The sequence below is a fragment of the Paraglaciecola sp. T6c genome, assembly GCF_000014225.1.
GTDB classification, from domain to species: Bacteria; Pseudomonadota; Gammaproteobacteria; order Enterobacterales; family Alteromonadaceae; genus Paraglaciecola; species Paraglaciecola atlantica_A.
This window is the reverse complement of the sequence record NC_008228.1, coordinates 2,656,608-2,675,576: the sequence shown is the minus strand read 5'-3', so window position 1 is coordinate 2,675,576 and position 18,969 is coordinate 2,656,608. Positions and strand designations below refer to the sequence as shown.

The window sequence follows — 18,969 nt, the reverse complement described above, 5'->3', positions numbered from 1 at the left end:
CACAATGCCAAAACGTACCGACATAAAAAGTATCTTAATTATTGGTGCTGGACCGATCGTCATCGGCCAGGCCTGTGAATTCGACTATTCAGGTGCGCAGGCGTGTAAAGCACTGCGTGAAGAAGGTTATCGAGTTATTTTAGTTAACTCTAACCCTGCCACTATAATGACCGACCCTGAAATGGCCGATGCCACTTACATCGAGCCGATCCATTGGGAAGTGGTTAGAAAAATTATTGAAAAAGAACGCCCTGATGCCATTTTGCCAACCATGGGCGGACAAACCGCACTTAACTGTGCGTTAGATTTAGATAAGCACGGCGTGCTAACTGAATTCGGCGTTGAAATGATTGGCGCCACTGCGGATGCCATTGATAAAGCCGAAGATCGCGAACGTTTTGATAAGGCGATGAAATCAATTGGCCTTGAATGCCCCCGTGCTGAAATTGCGCATAGCCTAGATGAAGCATTCGATGTTTCAACTCGTATCGGTTTCCCCTGTATTATTCGCCCATCTTTCACTATGGGTGGCAGCGGTGGCGGTATTGCCTATAACGTCGAAGAGTTTGAAGAAATCTGCCGTCGTGGTCTTGATTTGTCACCAACGTCTGAACTGTTGATTGATGAATCATTGATTGGTTGGAAAGAGTATGAAATGGAAGTAGTACGGGATAAAGCAGACAACTGCATTATCGTGTGTACTATCGAAAACTTTGACGCTATGGGTGTTCATACCGGTGATTCGATTACCGTTGCGCCAGCCCAAACGCTTACCGATAAAGAATTTCAAATTATGCGTAATGCCGCTATGGCCGTATTGCGTGAGATTGGTGTTGAAACGGGAGGCTCAAATGTTCAGTTTGGTGTTGACCCCCAAACTGGTCGTTTAGTTATTATCGAAATGAACCCGCGCGTTTCTCGCTCATCGGCTTTGGCATCTAAAGCGACGGGCTTCCCGATTGCAAAAGTAGCGGCAAAGCTAGCCATTGGTTATACCTTGGATGAACTTGCCAACGATATTACAGGTGGTTTAACACCTGCGTCGTTTGAGCCGGCCATCGATTACGTTGTAACTAAAATCCCGCGTTTTAACTTCGAAAAATTTGCTGGTGCCAATGACCGCCTAACGACTCAAATGAAGTCAGTAGGTGAGGTCATGTCAATTGGCCGTAATCAACAAGAATCCTTGCAAAAAGCATTACGCGGACTAGAAGTTGGTGTTAATGGCTTTGATTCTATTATCGATTATACCGATCCAGAAAACAAAGCGACCATCATTCGTGAACTTCGCGAGCCAGGAGCTGAACGCATTTGGTACATAGCAGATGCGATGCGAATGGGCATGGACATCGAAGAGATTTTTGCCCTAACGAATGTTGACCGTTGGTACTTAGTGCAAATTGAAGATCTGGTTAAAGAAGAACAAAACGTCGCGAACATTGGTTTATCTGGTATTGATGCCACATTGATGAACCGATTGAAGCGTAAAGGGTTCTCTGATGCGCGTATCGCTGATTTGACCGGTGTCGACCAAGGTGATGTGCGCCAAATACGTCGTGGCTTTGATATTCACCCTGTCTACAAACGCGTTGATACCTGTGCGGCTGAGTTTGCCTCTAGCACTGCATATATGTACTCAACGTACGATGAAGAATGCGAAGCAAATCCCACTGACAAAGATAAAATTATGGTTATCGGTGGCGGGCCTAACCGCATTGGTCAAGGAATTGAGTTTGATTATTGTTGTGTTCACGCTGCTTTGGCAATGCGTGAAGATGGCTACGAAACTATCATGGTTAACTGTAACCCTGAAACGGTTTCCACTGATTACGATACATCAGACCGTTTGTACTTCGAATCAGTGACCTTAGAAGACGTGCTGGAAATTGTCCGTATCGAGAAGCCCGTTGGCGTTATTGTTCAATACGGTGGTCAAACCCCCCTTAAGTTAGCGCGTGATTTAGAAGCTGCAGGGGTACCCATCATTGGTACTTCACCTGACGCTATCGATAAAGCGGAAGATCGTGAGCGTTTCCAGAAAATGGTCAACAAGTTGAACCTCAAGCAACCGGCGAATGCGACGGTAAGCAATCTTGAAGAAGCTTTGCTCGCGGCTGAGAAAATTGGTTTCCCATTGGTTGTTCGCCCTTCATATGTACTTGGCGGACGCGCGATGGAAATCGTGTATGACCTAAAAGATTTGAAACGTTACTTAAACAATGCGGTTAAAGTCTCTAATGACTCACCTGTATTACTCGACCGTTTCTTAGATGACGCAATTGAAGTGGATGTAGACGCTATCTGTGACGGTAAAGAAGTCATGATTGGCGGTATTATGGAGCACATTGAACAAGCAGGCGTTCACTCAGGTGACTCAGCATGTTCGCTTCCACCTTATTCGCTGAGCGAGGACATTCAAAACGTCATGCGCGAGCAAGTTAAAGCCATGGCATTAGAATTAGGTGTGGTCGGTTTGATGAACACGCAATTCGCGGTCAAAGACGGGGAGGTATACTTAATTGAAGTTAACCCTCGTGCTGCTCGTACTGTGCCGTTTGTGTCTAAAGCGACAGGTTTGGCCATTGCCAAAATTGGTGCTCGCGCTATGGCTGGTCAGTCTCTTGCTTCGCAAGGTCTGAGCAAAGAAGTCATTCCTCCGTTTTATAGCGTTAAAGAAGTGGTGTTGCCTTTTGCTAAGTTTCAAGGCGTAGACCCCTTACTTGGCCCTGAAATGCGCTCTACCGGCGAAGTGATGGGAGTAGGTGATACCTTCGTGGAAGCTTACGCTAAAGCAAATTTAGGTGCTGGCGAGCCCATCCCAGCAGGAGGGAAAGCATTGCTTTCTGTTCGTCTTAACGATAAAAATCGTATTATCGAATTAGGTCGAGCCATGGTAGCAAAAGGATTTAATCTTGAAGCAACGCGCGGAACGGCTGAAGTGCTGAATAAAGCCGATGTGCCTTGCTCTATTGTGAACAAGCTATCCGAAGGTCGCCCTAATATTGTAGATGCGATTAAAAACGGTGAATATTGTTATATCATCAATACCACCGAAGGACGTCAAGCAATCGATGATTCTGTGTATATTCGTCGTGAAGCGCTGCTAAATAAAATTCCTTATACCACCACTATGAATGCGGCGTTTGCCACGGTTAATGCAAATAAAGCTGACGACCGTGCCAGAGTGCATTCAGTACAAGAATTACATAAACGTTTAGTTTAATCGTTTATTAATTCGGTGCTGGGCGTTGATTTATTACGCTCAGCACTTATTTATTATCCATGTAGAACAACAATCAAAAATAAAGCGAGCTATTGATCAATGACTCAATATCCTATGACGGCTAAAGGCGCAGAAATGTTGCGTGAAGAGCTACAACATTTAAAGTCAGTAAAACGACCAGAAATTATTAAATCGATTGCGGAAGCCCGTGAACACGGAGATTTAAAAGAAAACGCTGAATACCATGCTGCGCGTGAGCAGCAAAGCTTCTGTGAAGGGCGTATTCAAGATATCGAAGGTAAGTTGTCCAACGTACAAATTATCGATGTAACCAAGATGACCAACACTGGGAAGGTCATATTTGGCACGACAGTTACTATATTAAATCTACAAAGTGACGAAGAAATTACTTATAAGATTGTGGGTGATGATGAAGCTGACATTAAGAATAACCTTATTTCAGTCAGTTCGCCTATCGCCCGGGGTTTAATCGGTAAGCAGCTAGACGATGTGGTCACCATTCAAACGCCCAAGGGTGCAATTGAATTTGAAATCATTGAGGTAGAGTACGTCTAATTTAAGACTGCTCTTTTGAGTAATCAGTGACATCGTTTACAAATTTATCGTCAAAATAATGAACAAAGCGTGCTTACTGCACGCTTTTTTTGTTTAATGATAAGTTGATAAAGTCATACAAATTGAATCTAGCTCAATAGCATCCACAAGGTTATGACACTAGTGAACGCGTGGCTTAGTGAGCTGCTGAATAACTTGTTGGTTCAGCGCAGCCAGATTGTGGGAGCTTCGGCTGGTATATAAACCTTGATCGACCACGAGGTCCCGGTCAACGACCTTCGCACCAGCGTTTCGCAAGCGATTGAGAACAGTTGGAAATGAAGCAACGAGTCTGTTTCTCAAAACGTCTGCTTCAAGCAACATCCACGTACCTTGATTGATGGCAACCACAGGCTTGAGCTTAGCATCTACAAAGAATGCCTTTACAAAATCTACTGCGTCTCTGTCTTGCAACAGCGCGTCTGGGTTAAATAATCCGCCGGGTAAAATGAGTGCATCATAATCATCAGCTGACACTTTTGACACGACTTTATCTACATCCACTTCTATACCCCATTTGCTGCCGTTCCAGCCTATTATAGTCCCAGGCTCAAGGGAGACAATGTGCACATCAACCCCAGCCTCAATAAGGGCGTCACGGGTTTCAATTAATTCACATTGTTCAAAGCCATCCTTGGCGAGTATGGCTGCAGTTTTTTTATCTGTTAGCGTCGTCAACATCCGTTGCTCCTTATTGCTGCACTGATACTTTTATCCGTTAATGGTTTAAAGTAGCAAAAATGCATTTAACGTTGTTAAGCAATAATCAAACCAACTAAATCGGTGTTGGTGACCTATCAGAAGTTTATATTAACCTTTGATTTATAATGAAAAATTGCTAGTAGTGAAAAGTTAGATTGAATAATTTACTTTTAGTTTAGTAATAATAGTAGAAAGTTATGTAAATTTAGTCGCAGAATATTGGCTTTTATGTCACAAAGATTTACAGCAAAAAAGCACTTATGGTAGGTATATTTACCAGAACGTCTATTTTAGGATGTTTAATTTACCCTTTAATGGGTTAATACAGCATATTGTTAACAAAGCTGACGTTCTCGATATCAAATGTCGAGGGTTTTTACTCCAAAGAACTGGATTGCGCCAAGCGTTTGGCGCAGCACCGCAAAAATCGACAAACCCTTACCTCTGTTACGTTATCATATACAATCCTGTTGACTGTGTTACCTTCCGCGCAGCTATTTTCTGACACCATTTGAGGACTCGCTACTTTGAAAAGCGTTATGTTGTATGTTTTGACCGTGCTTATTTGGGGCTCGACTTGGTTGGCGATTGAGTTTCAGCTTGGGGATGTGCCAGCACCGGTGTCTTTAGCCTATCGCTTCGCTATCGCCGCTTTTGTTATGTGGTGCTACTGCGTGTTTAAAGGTATGAATATGCGGTTTTCAAAGACAGATCATGGCTTTTTTATGGTGCTGGCCTTGTGCAATTTTGGTCTGAATTATTTAGTCTTATATTGGGCGCAAAATTACCTCACCTCAGCCATGGCTTCTATTGCATTTTCAACCCTGCTTCTGATGAATATAATTAATACGCGTCTGTTCTTTGGCCGTCGCATCGCTAATCGGATATATATTGGAGCCTTGCTTGGCGTCGTTGGTTTAGGAGCATTGTTTTGGCCAGACATGAAAGACCTCGATTTTACCAGTGATGCCATGCTTGGGTTGGGCCTTGCACTTGGCGGCACCTTTTTAGCATCATTGGGGAACATGGCCAGTGTGCGCAATTCATCCCATCAGGTCGGTGTGATGCAAGGTAACGCATGGGGGATGTTGTACGGTGCGGTGGCACTCGTTTGTGTGGTGTTGCTCAGTGACGCTCAATTTACTTTTTCTACAGAACTTAGCTACGTTATCTCACTGCTTTATCTCTCGTTATTTGGCACAGTGATTGCCTTTGCGTGCTACTTTTTATTATTGCGTGACATTGGTCCTGAAAAAGCCAGTTATTCCATCGTTTTATTTCCAATTGTGGCTGTGCTCTTGAGTACTGTTTTCGAAGATTTCGTATGGCACGCTAACACGGTATTTGGATTTGTATTAGTACTAGTAGGAAATGCCATTGTACTCACGCCATTAGCAAAAGTTAGAAATTGGTTAGGGTAGTTCGTTAGGTGAGTTGGAGGTGATAAATTTGGCATCCGGCCGAAAGTGACCCAACGAAAGCGCGTTAATACAACGCGCTGCGTGTCGAAACAATTTAGTAAAGGTTGAGCGCTTCACTAAGCCGTGTGATTAAATCGAATGGCGATCAAAACCCCAAACACACTTAACAGCCATGCCCCAAGGTCACCAGAATAACGATAGGGTGTGGTCCCAGTGACTTTTTGTACTTCATCATTTAACACGCCGGTCTCGAACTGAGGTAATCGGCTTTGTACCTCGCCGTTTGCGTTGATAAACGCAGTAATACCGTTGTTCGTTGAACGTAGTACTGGCAAGCCGAATTCCTTTGCACGGACCTGTGCAATTTCTAAATGTTGCGCAGGGCCGTGGGAATGACCGAACCATGCATCGTTACTGACAGTAATAATGAAGTCAGTATCGGCGTAGAGATTTTGTCGGATTTGCCCAGGAAACGCGATTTCAAAACACAGTGCAGGCGCAAAATGATAGCCATTGGCCATTAAATTCGCTTGTTGATAATCGCCACGGGTGAATGACGACATGGGTAGATCAAATATGGGCGCTAAGCCTCGCAACCAATCTTCCATTGGAATGAATTCACCTATGGGTAATAGGTGGTGTTTATCGAACCGATTAGATTGAGGATAATGATAATGCCCGTCGCTATCCGTAGCCTCCTTGAGGCCGACAGCAATAATGCTGTTGTACGCTTGACGCGTTTCAAAATTGTAGTTAACGATGCCAGTAAGCAAACCTACGCGATGCTCTGCGGCCTCTTGATCGAGTTGCATCAGGTAATCCACCGCTATCGGCTCAAGTTGCGGTATCGCAGCTTCAGGCCAAATAATGACTTGGTTGTCCCAATGCGCTTCTGTTAGCTCAAGATATTTCTGCATAGTAGGCCAGTCTTGCTCTGGTGCCCAACGTATATCTTGGGCTATGTTACCTTGCACCATGGCTATTTTAACTGGCTTATCAACAGAGGAGACCCAATTATATTGGTTCAACGTCCAGCCACTGAGGTACACGAACATCGCCAACACGACAGGCGCCATGTAACGCTTATTCATAAACCACACAGCAGATGCAGCACAAAGCGCCATGAGTAAAGCGGCAACACCAAACTCGCCTATTACAGGGATCCAACCTGCCAAAGGACTTGATATCTGGCTATAGCCGATGGAAAGCCACGGAAAACCAGTTAAAAATATGCCTCTTGCCCATTCGCACAGCAACCAAACGAAAGGCAGCGCAAGGCCCCATACTGCAGGCGTAAAATATCGCTTGGCTAATTTGCTGAATAGCATGGGATACAGGGCTAAATAACTGCACAGTAATACCATTAAGCCAATTGAACCTGCCAGAGGCAAGCCACCGAAATCGGCGATGCTCACATGTACCCAACTGATACCTACGCCAAACCAGCCTAAACCAAAACTAAAGCCTAATTTGGTTGCTTGCTCTGGACGGGCTTTGTATAAGACACATAGGTATGCCGTGAGGGCGATGGGCATCACTGCCCAATACGAGAAAGGAGCGTAGCTTAGGGTTAAGCTCGCTCCAAGTAATAATGATAAAATGTATAGCATGCGCGTTATGGCACCTAATCTTCGCTGTGGGGAAGGGTAACCTTTAATTGAATAAGGCGTCTGGAGTCAGAGTTGGTAACCGTAAAAACGAAACCATTGATGCTGACTTTCTCGTCGCGCATGGGCATATGACCAAACGCTTTTAGCACAATCCCACCTATGGTATCGGCCTCTTCTTCGTCAAAATCAGTTTTAAAGAACTCGTTGAAATCTTCTAATTCTGTAAGCGCTTTGACTGAATAAGTGTGTTTGTTTAAGGCACGTATATTATCGGTATTGGTTTCTTCAGCGTCATGTTCATCTTCAATTTCACCGACGATCAGCTCGAGAATATCCTCGATAGTCACTAAACCTGAAACACCGCCGTATTCATCCACTACAATGGCCATATGAAAGCGCTTTTGTTGGAACTCTTTCAGTAGCACATCAACCCGTTTACTTTCAGGCACGATCACTGCGGGGCGAAGTACCTGCTTGAGCTCAAACTCTTTGCCCGGAAGAAATGCGTATTTTAGTAAATCTTTAGCGAGGATGATCCCTTCTATATGATCTTTGTCTTCGCTGATGACAGGAAAACGGGAGTGCGCCGAATCTAGCATGATCGGTAAAAATTTATCTACAGTCTCAGTAATATCAATAGTGGTCATTTGAGCACGAGGGATCATGATCTCTCTAACACGCATCTCACTGACTTCCATGACGCCTTCGATCATCTCGCGAGTTTCTTGATTGATGACTTCTCGTTGTTCTGCATCAGTGATGACAGAGAAGAGTTCGTCTTTGCTTTTCGGTTCTCCCGTGAATGATTGGACTATTTTATCCAACCAACCTTTGTTGGCAGAACCGCTAGTAGAGGGGGGGTTATCTTCGCTCATGATCTCGTTAAATTATGGTTTGAGTGGCTATCATCATTGATCTTGGTAAGGGTCGTCAATCGAAAACTGTTTAAGTATATCAACCTCTAACGCTTCCATCTCTTTTGCTTCATCATCGTTAATGTGGTCAAAGCCCAATAAATGCAAGGCTCCGTGAACGATCATATGCGCCCAATGATGGTGTAATTTTTTGTGTTGTTCGTCGGCTTCGTGCGCTACAACATCGGCGCAAACGACTAAATCACCCAATAGGTTTAAGCTTAAACCCGGTGGCGCTTCAAAAGGAAAAGATAACACATTAGTCGGTTTGTCTTTCCCTCTGTAGGTAAGATTCAGTTCTTGGCTTTCTTGTGTCTCAACGATCCGCACGGTAAGTTCATGCTCCGACAATTGTTGATGTGCAAGAACCGCATTCAACCAGCGCTGAAAGTCATCAGCGCTGGGTAAATTGGCAGCATCACTGGCAACTTGCAGATCAACAATTGCACTCATGAATTGTCGCTTTGTTGCTGAGTATGTTCTGCTTTCTTTTGAAGACGAATACGTTCTTGCTGTGTTTCGTAGTCTTCGTAGGCCATAACGATTCGGGCAACCACAGGGTGGCGCACTACATCGTTGGCGTTAAAGAAGTTAAATGAAATATCGTTAACGTCCTTTAATACTTCGATGGCGTGACGAAGACCTGAGCGCATTCCTCGTGGTAAATCGACTTGAGTAATGTCCCCCGTGATCACCGCTTTAGAATTAAAACCAATACGCGTTAAAAACATCTTCATTTGTTCTACGGTCGTGTTTTGGCTTTCATCTAGAATAATGAAAGCATCGTTAAGTGTGCGCCCACGCATATAAGCTAAGGGGGCTACCTCAATAACATTACGTTCAATCAATTTTTCGACTTTTTCAAAACCAAGCATTTCAAACAAGGCATCATAAAGCGGGCGCAGGTAAGGGTCGACTTTTTGGGATAAATCACCAGGTAAGAAGCCTAGCTTTTCGCCGGCTTCCACCGCAGGACGAGTGAGCAGAATACGGCGGATCTCTTGACGCTCTAAAGCATCGACTGCTGCGGCAACCGCGAGATAGGTTTTACCGGTTCCGGCAGGTCCAATACCAAAGCTGATATCGTGGGTTAAGATATCCGATACGTATTTCGACTGGTTTGGATTGCGCGGTTTAATCACACCCCGTTTGGTTTTGATATGTACTTCTTTGCCGTAATGGCCTGCTTCTGCGCGCTCGAGACATTTAGCCTCTTGGATCGCGAGGTGAACCTGATCAGATTCTAAATCAGGGATTTCGCCGCGCACAGGCTGAGTTTCAATATACAACAGCTTAAGTAACTGGGCTGCACCACTGGATTGTAGTGGTTGGCCTGTTACTTTAAATTCATTACTGCGATAGGTAATTTCTACCCCTAGGCGGCGTTCAATTTGTTTAATATTGTCATCAAACGGTCCACATAAACTGGCCAAACGTTTTAAGTCAGATGGCTCTAACACGATTTCATTACTGGTAAGTTTGCTCAATCGGTATCTCTCGGTTATTTAATGTTTATCAATGTGCTGGCACAAACTGAGCGACGCCTAAGGCATCGGTTTTATTTGTTTGCTTGGCCAATATGGCCTGAGGCGCCACATTGATACGTAAATTCATGTCGGCTTCTTTGCGTAGAACATCTCCGCGCAATGAGTTGGCAAACACATCTGTGATTTTTACATCTACAAAGCCGCCAATCATATCCGGAGTGCCTTCAAAGTTAACCACTCGGTTGTTTTCAGTACGCCCAGAAAGCTCCATCGGATTCTTTTTAGATGGGCCTTCTACTAATACTCGTTGTTCACTGTCAATCATATTCCGAGCAATGCGCAACGCTTGCTGGGTGATGCGATTTTGCAATAGCTGTAAACGCTCTTTTTTCGTTGTTTCAGATACATCGTCGGGTAAATCTGCTGCCGGCGTACCCGGACGCGCACTGTAAATAAAGCTAAAGCTCAAATCGAAATCCATTGCTTGAATCAAATCCATTGTCGCTTCAAAATCATCGTCAGTTTCACCTGGAAAGCCGATGATAAAGTCTGATGACATACTTAAGTTAGGACGAATCTTCCTAAGCTTACGAATTTTCGACTTGTACTCTATTGCAGTATGGCCTCGCTTCATTAAATTCAAGACACGATCTGAGCCTGACTGTACAGGCAGGTGTAAATGATCAACTAATTCAGGAATGGTCGCGTAAGCATCAATGATATCGTCAGTGAACTCAACGGGATGTGATGTGGTGTAACGAATACGGTCAATACCATCGATTGAGGCAACCATTTCTAGTAACTCAGCAAAGGTACAAATCGCGCCATCATGATGTGGGCCACGAAACGCATTCACGTTTTGACCTAACAAATTGACTTCACGTACACCTTGTTCTGCTAGCTGTGCGACTTCAAGTAATACATCATCGACTGGACGACTGACTTCTTCGCCCCGGGTATAAGGTACCACGCAGAAAGTACAATATTTTGAGCAACCTTCCATAATAGAAACAAAGGCCGTCGGGCCTTCCGCTTTGGGTTCTGGCAAGCGGTCAAACTTTTCTATCTCAGGGAAGCTAATATCAATAACGGAGGAGCTACCACCTTTGATCTGATTTATCATTTCTGGCAAACGGTGCAGCGTTTGCGGACCAAACACTAAATCTACAAATGGCGCACGTTGACGAATCACCTGACCTTCTTGCGATGCCACGCAGCCACCAACACCAATGATCAATTCAGGCTTATCTTGTTTGAGGTTTTTCCAGCGTCCCAATTGATGAAACACTTTCTCTTGGGCTTTTTCGCGGATAGAACACGTATTGAGTAAAATGATGTCGGCTTCTTCCGCGGTGTCAGCAACTTGATATCCATGGGTTGAATCCAATAAGTCAGCCATCTTCTGCGAGTCATACTCGTTCATCTGACAGCCCCAAGTTTTAATAAAAAGTTTTTTAGTCATAACGCCGTGTACTTACCTTTGATGTGAAATCTTTGCTCATAGAAAAGCAATGCAATCTGTTAATGCTCTTGATTGGGAACAACCTAAGGAGGTTAGTCGAAAAAATGGAGCAAAATCGAACCGCGTATTTTACGGGTTATTGTGACGCTAGGCTAGTTTTATCCTGTTGGAATGACACAAAATTAGGCAGAATTTAGAGCCTTGTAAACGAATTGCTACGTATCGAGTGGTTTACTGGCCATCAGCGACGAAACAAAGCTGATATATTAGTGAATAATTATGCATTTAGCCTAAGCCAATGAAGCTGTTAACAGCAATAAGTATTCTATTTGTATCAATATCAATTAGGATGGGTTCTCCCTACTTACGCTCTATCCAAGCGTATACAGCCTTGCTATTCTTGCGCCCTAGAATATTTCAAAGGCGTAATTCATGAACAATTTACACAATATTGCTGTTGGTGACATTCAGGTTGCTAACGACAAACCTTTCGTACTGTTTGGGGGGATGAATGTTTTAGAATCCCGAGATATGGCCATGCGCATTGCTGAACACTACAAAGAAATTACCAGCAAACTTGGGATCCCATATGTTTTCAAAGCCTCGTTTGATAAAGCCAACCGCTCATCGGTGAATTCATATCGCGGGCCGGGTATGGATGAGGGATTAGAAATTTTTGCAGAAATCAAAGCGACCTTTGATGTGCCACTAATAACCGATGTACATGAACCTGCTCAAGCAGCCCCAGTCGCTGAGGTGGTTGACGTTATTCAATTACCCGCATTTTTAGCACGTCAAACAGATTTGGTAGTCGCTATGGCTAAAACGAATGCCATCATCAACGTGAAAAAGCCACAGTTTTTAGCCCCACATGAAATGCGCCATATCATTACTAAATTTATGGAAGCCGGAAATGACAAAATAATTTTGTGCGAACGAGGCTCTAGTTTCGGTTACAACAATCTGGTTGTCGATATGCTAGGTATGGATGAAATGAAGCAATATGCTCCTGTCATTTTTGATGCCACGCATGCATTGCAAAAGCCTGGGGGCAGAACGGATTCCGCTGATGGACGACGAGCACAAGCAGCACAGTTGGCAAGAAGTGGTATGGCGTTAGGATTAGCTGGGTTGTTTATAGAAGCACACCCGAACCCAAATGAAGCGAAATGTGATGGTCCATGTGCGTTATCATTAGACAAGTTAGAACCGTATTTACAGCAAATGTTAGCGTTAGATGACTTGGTAAAAGGTTTCGCACCTTTAGACACCAGCGCAAATTAAGTCCTGCATAACGTTTTACTTACACAACATAAGAACTGATACAACACGACTGAGCTGAGAGGTTTTGAGCATACAGCGCAACCTGTATGCTCAGAACGTCTAGATAAAAATGCGTTAATGCTTTAAATGGATAACGCTTTACTATTCGGCCAAGGTAGCGGTTTGCGGCGCATTTCCGCCACGTTTGTCATTTGTAAGTGCAACGTCTTGTTGGCTATTGCTGAGACTTTTTTCAAGGCCAGCAACGATAACGTGTAGTGCTGGTGAACTGTCATTATTACTCATATCAGCTAACATGGATTCTAAACTCGCTTCGATTTGCTCTGTTACGTACATTGACGTTAAATCAAATTCTTGAGCGAAAGATTGTTGACTGAATACTAATGCAAATAAACTGCTTAAAATTAAATTTTTACGATTTTTCATCATTATCACCTAAAGTATATTAATGTTTAATGTAAACATATTTACTTATTTGTTAAATAAATACGCATTATGTTAACCCTTGTTTTAAAAGGGCTTTTACCTTTGACGGTTCGAATAATATACAATTTATGTTGATGATAAAAACGACAATAAGTATCGCGATGGATTAGAAAAACTAATAATGCTAGACTTTATTCAAATCTTATTCTTGTTGATGTTATGAACCGCAGACTGCCCCCACTTAACGCTCTTAAAGCCTTCGAAGCCGCAGCGCGTCATTTGAGCTTTACCCGCGCTGCTGAAGAACTCTTTGTGACACAAGCGGCTGTCAGTCATCAGATTAAATCCCTCGAAGAATTTCTATCCATGAAACTCTTTATGCGTAAAAACCGCTCTTTGTTACTCACTGAGGAAGGTCAAAGTTATTACTTAGATCTCAAAGATATTTTTCAAGCGTTACAAGAAGCGACTCAGCGGCTACTCGCCCGAGGAGAAAAGGGCGCGATCACGGTCGCTCTGCCGCCAAGTTTCGCCATTCAGTGGCTCGTTCCGCGTCTGAATCAGTTTAGCCAGTCTAACCCTGATATCGATATTAGGATCAAAGCGGTGGATTTTGACGAGGGTTTTTTAACAGATGATGTGGATGTGGCCATTTACTATGGTCGTGGCAAATGGCCAAATGTATATGCTCAGAAACTGCACACTGAATATTTAACGCCAGTATGTTCACCGCTGTTGTTCCAAGGTCAAAAGCCGCTTGAAAAATTAGAAGATTTGAAACATCACCTATTGCTACACGATTCATCAAGAGAAGCGTGGAAAAACTGGATCAAGCACTTTCGCATCCCAGGTATCAACGTAAACCAAGGGGCCATATTCAGTCACTCCATGTTAGTACTGCAAGCCGCCGCATTGGGGCAAGGTATTGCACTAGGGCACAGCGTTTTAGCGCGGCCTGAAATTGAATCAGGTCGATTAGTGTGTCCTTTTGATGAGAGACTCATCGCCACCAATGCGTACTATGCAGTATGTCACCAGTCTCAAGCTGAACTTGGCAAGATAGTCGCATTCTTACAGTGGCTGCAAAGCCAAGTAGAAGACGAACAGGAAGATGATGATTTTAACCAATAAAGCACAGGATCCGATTGCTCATTTAATACTTGCTCATGGTGCAGGGGCAGGTATGCACAGTGCGTTTATGGCGCGAGTTGCTGAATTGTTCGCCCAGCGAGGCGTCACGGTAACTCGATTCGATTTCGAGTATATGCAAAAAGCTGGTGAGTTAAACCGCAGGCAGCCGCCAGATAGAATGCCTAAGCTTCAGGCATACTTTAGCTATATTATCGCCGAGTTAGACGCTAGCTTACCGCTTTTTATTGGCGGCAAGTCAATGGGAGGACGAGTGGCGACCATGTTGTTGGATGAATCAGATGCCATGGGAGGGATATGTTTTGGTTACCCATTTCATCCGCCAGGTAAATTGGACAAACTAAGAACAGAGCACTTAGCCATATTAAACAAGCCACTCTTGGTGGTACAGGGAAGTCGCGATACATTTGGCACCCAAGAAGAAATGGCAACATATGATTTACCTAGCACCATTCAAACGTATTTTTTGCCTGATGGCGATCACAGCTTGAAACCACGCAAGCGCTCAGGTTATACCGAAGAGGCGCACATTATTGCTGGCGTCGACGCAGGTGTTGAATTTATTCGCCAGCTTGTAACCAGTGAATGAGATCTCGGATAAGTTCAACAACAAATATACTGGGTTATCATCGCAGATATTTATCACGCGCCGGTGCTAGATGACCTCGTCGCGAATATAAGGAACGCAAAATGAAGATTTATCTCATCGTAGGCACCGCGAGTGCGATGCTTGCGGTTATACTGGGGGCATTCGCCGCCCACGGATTAAAAAACCAACTGTCTGAGAGCCTGATTGGGGTCTTTCAAACGGGCGTTCAGTATCAAATGTACCATAGCCTAGGGCTTATTTTATTGGTACTTACGGCTCAGTTGATGCCGAGTCCGCAGCTAGTGTGGTCAGCGGGTTTTATGAGCGCAGGCATAGTGTTATTCAGTGGTAGTTTATATTTATTGGCCATCACAGGGATTAAATGGTTTGGACCAGTCACGCCGTTAGGGGGGCTGTGCTTTATCATCGCGTGGGCGTTATTCATTTATGCAGCAGTTAAAGGGTTAAAATAGATAATGGCAGGATTAGCATTATATTGTCGTACCGGCTTTGAGAAAGACTTAGCCAATGAAGTGGTTGAAAAATGTGCTGAGCTTAATGTGTACGGCTACCCAGAGCTAAAAACAAATAGCGGCTTGGTATTGTTTCAATGCTACCAAGCAGAGGACGCAGACAAATTAGCTAAAACATTACCTTTAACTACATTAATATTCGCCCGTCAGCTCTTTGCGTTTAGCGAACGATGTGAGCAACTCGATACCAGTGATAGGATCGGCCCAATTCTAAATGGTTGTATTGAATTTCCTGAATGTGGCGAATTACGCGTTGAACATGCAGACAGCACACAAGGGCGCGAGATTTCAAAATTTTGCCGAAAAATAAGTGTGCCGCTGCGCCAAGCGCTCAGGGGAAAACGCATTTTAACGCCGCTGGAGCGCAGTAATCTACCTGTCTGCCATGTGTATTTTGAAGACAGCACCACCGCTATTGTGGGTTATTCTTATCCTGCTAATAACTCGTCCTATCCGTTGGGCATTTTACGCTTGAAGTTTCCCAATGAAGCGCCTAGTCGCTCCACATTGAAACTGGACGAAGCATTTCAATTATTTATTCCCAAAAAAGAACAGGCAAAACGTTTATCGGGTGGCTTACATGCCGTTGATTTAGGTGCCTGTCCAGGCGGCTGGACTTACCAACTGGTGAAACGCGGCATGTTTGTTGAAGCAGTGGACAACGGTGCCATGGACGAAGCACTTATGGCGACAGGGCAGGTACGCTATTGTCCAGAAGACGGTTTCAAATTTCAGCCAAGAAAAAACAATGTGTATTGGTTGGTGTGTGACATGATTGAGCAACCTCAGCGCGTGGCGAAACTAATGGCCACTTGGATAGCCACTAAGCGTTGCCAAGAAACCGTATTTAATCTCAAATTGCCGATGAAAAAGCGTTATGAATCCGTTAAAGAAGCATTGCAAATCATCGATCAGTGTATTGATCAACATCGCGCAGGGCCGTATGATCTGAAAGTTAAACACCTTTATCATGACCGTGAAGAGGTAACTGTTCACATGCGATTAAACACATAATAGGTCGTGAGCATTTTTCAGTTAGTAACATTAAAGCAATATAAAACAAAAGCTTATAAGTAGTGCACAAAGCGATTATATATTCGTTAATATAAATTAAACCGTGCGAAGGTGTAAGCGATCAGTATAATAATGAACAGAACATAGACAGTAGTGACCATAAATGAAGAACATTGAAATAGAAGATGATTTGTACGCATATATAGCGTCTCAGACACAACACATTGGTGAGACGGCCTCAGATATTCTGCGTCGGTTGGTTATGCCAGAAAACACAGTAGTGAAAACGGTTGTGGCTGCTAAACCAAGCGCAACAACGAAAAAACCAGTAGGTGATGTTTTTAGTCAGATAACCACTGACGAATTAAGTGAATATCCGAAAATGGTTGAGCGATTCTTAAAGATTTTATCGGTACTTGAGAGCATGCATGGTGCTCAGTTCGATGAAGTACTCACACTCAGTGGCAGAAATCGCGTGTACTTTGCTAAAGACAAAGAGACGTTGTTGCAAGCCAGTAGTGTGACAAACCCAAAGCAGATCGGAGAATCTACGTTTTGGGTTATGACCAACAATAACACGGCTAAGAAAGCGTCATTAATTAAGGAAGTAGCAGAAGTACTAGGCTACAACGCGAACGATGGACAACGTCTTGCCGCATTATTTGCCCCGGAATTATATGAAGACTAACTGAAGGATCTACATGGCTATTCACTCAGAAGCAGGTAAACCAGCGTCACAAGCGCAACTTGTAAACGTTGCGCAATTAATTAGTGCCTATTACAGCAATAAACCTGATAAAAGTGACATCAGTCAAGGTGTTACTTTTGGTACATCAGGGCATCGCGGAAGTGCGTTTAAAAACACCTTCACTGATACTCACATTGCAGCGATTAGTCAGGCATTAGCAGAATATCGACAAGCCAATAGTATTACAGGTCCCATGTATGTGGGGATGGATACACATGCGCTTTCTGAAGCTGCTTTTACCACTGCCATAGAAGTACTCGCAGCAAACGGGGTCAAGCTGGTTGTTCAGCAAGACCGAGGCTATACGCCAACGCCCGTGATAAGCCATGCAATTCTTGATTATAATGAGGGCAAAGAGTCCGGTTTAAGTGACGGTGTGGTCATTACACCTTCCCATAACCCACCCGAAGATGGGGGATTCAAATATAACCCTCCTCATGGTGGTCCTGCTGACAGTGATGTGACCAATCAAATTCAAGCCCGCGCTAATGAACTCATTCATAACGATCTTCTGGATGTGAAGCGCATGTCTTATCAGGCAGCTTATGACACCGGCCTAGTCGAAGAAGTTGATTTCTCTGATAACTATATCGAGCAGTTAGATCAAGTCATCGATATGAAAGCCATTGCACAAGCAGGGTTAACTCTGGGTACAGATCCCCTAGGCGGTGCAGGTTTACATTACTGGGATAAGATTGCTAAACGATACGATTTGAGCATCGAAGTGGTAAATCGAAAAGTCGATCATCAATTTGGTTTTATGCGCAGAGATAAAGATGGCAAGATACGGATGGACTGCTCCTCACCTTATGCAATGGCTGGCTTAATTGATCTTAAAGATCGTTTTGATTTAGCGTTTGGTAATGATCCCGATTTCGATCGTCACGGTATAGTGACAAAAACCAATGGCTTGATGAATCCTAATCATTATCTGGCGGTTGCCATTGAGTATCTTTATGCTCATCGTCCGGATTGGCCCACAGGACTAAAGGTCGGTAAGACCTTGGTTTCAAGCAGTATGATTGACCGCGTCGCTCATGATGCCAATCTCACCGTGGCAGAAATGCCAGTCGGGTTTAAGTGGTTTGTTCAAGGTCTGCTGAAAAGTGAAATTGGTTTTGCTGGCGAGGAAAGTGCCGGCGGTATCTTTTTGCGTCGTAATGGTAAGCCATGGGCAACCGACAAAGACGGCATCATTTTATGTTTATTGGCTGCAGAAATTCTTGCTGTTACGGGCAAAGACCCAAGTGAACATTACCAAGCTTTCACCAAAAAATTCGGTGCACCTTTATATACGCGTATTGATGTTGCTGCGACTCACGCACAGAAACAGGCGTTAAGCAAAGCGGACAAAAATGCAATTACGTCCACTGAATTAGCTGGTGAACCAATTGTGTCCATTCAAACCCATGCATCGGGGAATAACGCCGCGATCGGCGGGGTGAAAGTGGCGACTGAAAATGGTTGGTTTGCTGCACGACCTTCAGGCACTGAAGAAATTTATAAAATTTACGCAGAAAGCTTTAATGGTGAAAAACATTTACAGCTTTTGATCAAAGAAGCACAAAATCTGGTGGCGCGTATATTTGTAAGCGTGAAGTAGCGACATTTTTTCATTCTCGCAATCACATGTGATATCTATGTAAAAAGAAAGTGTATTTAATGTGATGGTAAATTCTAAGTTAAGGCGGTTGAATACGTATTCAACCGCCTTTTTTGTTTTGTTAACCTATTTTTAACAGATTTATTTGAGTATTCCTGCTAAAACTAGTCTCAGTTTATTTTTGTAATT

The 18,969-nt window shown here is 43.8% G+C and carries 17 protein-coding genes; 10 read left to right on the top strand and 7 right to left on the bottom strand.

What is annotated here, in order from left to right; genetic code table 11:
- Nucleotides 1–4 precede the first annotated feature (4 nt).
- Both carB and greA read left to right on the top strand, forming a co-directional pair.
- Complete coding sequence (gene carB, locus PATL_RS11295) at nucleotides 5–3,223, top strand: carbamoyl-phosphate synthase large subunit (protein ID WP_011575015.1); 3,219 nt, start codon at nucleotides 5–7, stop codon at nucleotides 3,221–3,223.
- A gap of 99 nt (nucleotides 3,224–3,322) precedes the next feature.
- Nucleotides 3,323–3,799, top strand: a complete 477-nt coding sequence (greA, locus tag PATL_RS11290; RefSeq protein ID WP_011575014.1) for a transcription elongation factor GreA — start codon at nucleotides 3,323–3,325, stop codon at nucleotides 3,797–3,799.
- A 159-nt stretch (nucleotides 3,800–3,958) separates the two neighbouring features.
- Here the strand turns inward: greA and PATL_RS11285 are convergent, their stop codons facing one another.
- Nucleotides 3,959–4,519, bottom strand: a complete 561-nt coding sequence (locus tag PATL_RS11285) for a type 1 glutamine amidotransferase domain-containing protein (RefSeq protein ID WP_011575013.1) — start codon at nucleotides 4,517–4,519, stop codon at nucleotides 3,959–3,961.
- A gap of 548 nt (nucleotides 4,520–5,067) precedes the next feature.
- On the opposite strand from PATL_RS11285, the gene PATL_RS11280 reads away from it, so the two are divergent.
- On the top strand, nucleotides 5,068–5,961 hold the full coding sequence (locus tag PATL_RS11280; RefSeq protein ID WP_041713717.1) for a DMT family transporter: 894 nt from the start codon (nucleotides 5,068–5,070) through the stop codon (nucleotides 5,959–5,961).
- A 116-nt stretch (nucleotides 5,962–6,077) separates the two neighbouring features.
- Here the strand turns inward: PATL_RS11280 and lnt are convergent, their stop codons facing one another.
- From lnt to miaB, 5 genes are read right to left on the bottom strand one after another with little or no spacing between them, the layout of a single operon-like run.
- Nucleotides 6,078–7,571, bottom strand: a complete 1,494-nt coding sequence (lnt, locus tag PATL_RS11275) for an apolipoprotein N-acyltransferase (protein WP_011575011.1) — start codon at nucleotides 7,569–7,571, stop codon at nucleotides 6,078–6,080.
- Nucleotides 7,572–7,585: 14 nt separating this feature from the next.
- Complete coding sequence (gene corC / locus PATL_RS11270) at nucleotides 7,586–8,446, bottom strand: CNNM family magnesium/cobalt transport protein CorC (RefSeq protein ID WP_011575010.1); 861 nt, start codon at nucleotides 8,444–8,446, stop codon at nucleotides 7,586–7,588.
- A gap of 33 nt (nucleotides 8,447–8,479) precedes the next feature.
- The gene (ybeY, locus tag PATL_RS11265; protein ID WP_011575009.1) at nucleotides 8,480–8,938 is read right to left on the bottom strand and encodes an rRNA maturation RNase YbeY; all 459 of its coding nucleotides are present in this window, start codon (nucleotides 8,936–8,938) and stop codon (nucleotides 8,480–8,482) included.
- The gene (locus PATL_RS11260; RefSeq protein ID WP_011575008.1) at nucleotides 8,935–9,972 is read right to left on the bottom strand and encodes a PhoH family protein; all 1,038 of its coding nucleotides are present in this window, start codon (nucleotides 9,970–9,972) and stop codon (nucleotides 8,935–8,937) included. Before PATL_RS11260 ends, ybeY begins: the two co-directional genes overlap by 4 nt.
- Before the next feature lie 28 nt (nucleotides 9,973–10,000).
- Nucleotides 10,001–11,434 carry a tRNA (N6-isopentenyl adenosine(37)-C2)-methylthiotransferase MiaB gene (gene miaB / locus PATL_RS11255; protein ID WP_011575007.1) on the bottom strand — a complete coding sequence of 478 codons (1,434 nt, stop codon included), beginning with the start codon at nucleotides 11,432–11,434 and terminating at the stop codon, nucleotides 10,001–10,003.
- Between the two features lie 432 nt (nucleotides 11,435–11,866).
- Here miaB and kdsA point away from each other — a divergent pair, with 432 nt between their 5' ends.
- On the top strand, nucleotides 11,867–12,718 hold the full coding sequence (gene kdsA, locus PATL_RS11250) for a 3-deoxy-8-phosphooctulonate synthase (RefSeq protein ID WP_011575006.1): 852 nt from the start codon (nucleotides 11,867–11,869) through the stop codon (nucleotides 12,716–12,718).
- A gap of 141 nt (nucleotides 12,719–12,859) precedes the next feature.
- On the opposite strand, the gene PATL_RS11245 is transcribed toward kdsA, so the two are convergent.
- Entirely contained in the window at nucleotides 12,860–13,147 is a 288-nt protein-coding gene (locus PATL_RS11245) for a hypothetical protein (RefSeq protein WP_232283217.1), read from the bottom strand.
- A 216-nt stretch (nucleotides 13,148–13,363) separates the two neighbouring features.
- On the opposite strand from PATL_RS11245, the gene PATL_RS11240 reads away from it, so the two are divergent.
- The 6 genes from PATL_RS11240 (at nucleotide 13,364) to pgm (ending at nucleotide 18,780) form a co-directional block, all read left to right on the top strand.
- Nucleotides 13,364–14,275: a transcriptional regulator GcvA gene (locus PATL_RS11240; protein WP_011575004.1), complete on the top strand. Its 912-nt coding sequence runs from the start codon at nucleotides 13,364–13,366 to the stop codon at nucleotides 14,273–14,275.
- Entirely contained in the window at nucleotides 14,259–14,882 is a 624-nt protein-coding gene (locus PATL_RS11235) for an alpha/beta family hydrolase (protein WP_011575003.1), read from the top strand. Before PATL_RS11240 ends, PATL_RS11235 begins: the two co-directional genes overlap by 17 nt.
- Before the next feature lie 101 nt (nucleotides 14,883–14,983).
- The gene (locus tag PATL_RS11230) at nucleotides 14,984–15,355 is read left to right on the top strand and encodes a DUF423 domain-containing protein (RefSeq protein ID WP_011575002.1); all 372 of its coding nucleotides are present in this window, start codon (nucleotides 14,984–14,986) and stop codon (nucleotides 15,353–15,355) included.
- 3 nt (nucleotides 15,356–15,358) lie between these two features.
- On the top strand, nucleotides 15,359–16,429 hold the full coding sequence (rlmM, locus tag PATL_RS11225; protein WP_011575001.1) for a 23S rRNA (cytidine(2498)-2'-O)-methyltransferase RlmM: 1,071 nt from the start codon (nucleotides 15,359–15,361) through the stop codon (nucleotides 16,427–16,429).
- A 163-nt stretch (nucleotides 16,430–16,592) separates the two neighbouring features.
- Nucleotides 16,593–17,117 carry a negative modulator of initiation of replication gene (locus tag PATL_RS11220; RefSeq protein ID WP_011575000.1) on the top strand — a complete coding sequence of 175 codons (525 nt, stop codon included), beginning with the start codon at nucleotides 16,593–16,595 and terminating at the stop codon, nucleotides 17,115–17,117.
- 13 nt (nucleotides 17,118–17,130) lie between these two features.
- Nucleotides 17,131–18,780 carry a phosphoglucomutase (alpha-D-glucose-1,6-bisphosphate-dependent) gene (gene pgm, locus PATL_RS11215; RefSeq protein WP_011574999.1) on the top strand — a complete coding sequence of 550 codons (1,650 nt, stop codon included), beginning with the start codon at nucleotides 17,131–17,133 and terminating at the stop codon, nucleotides 18,778–18,780.
- The last annotated feature ends 189 nt before the right edge of the window (nucleotides 18,781–18,969 follow it).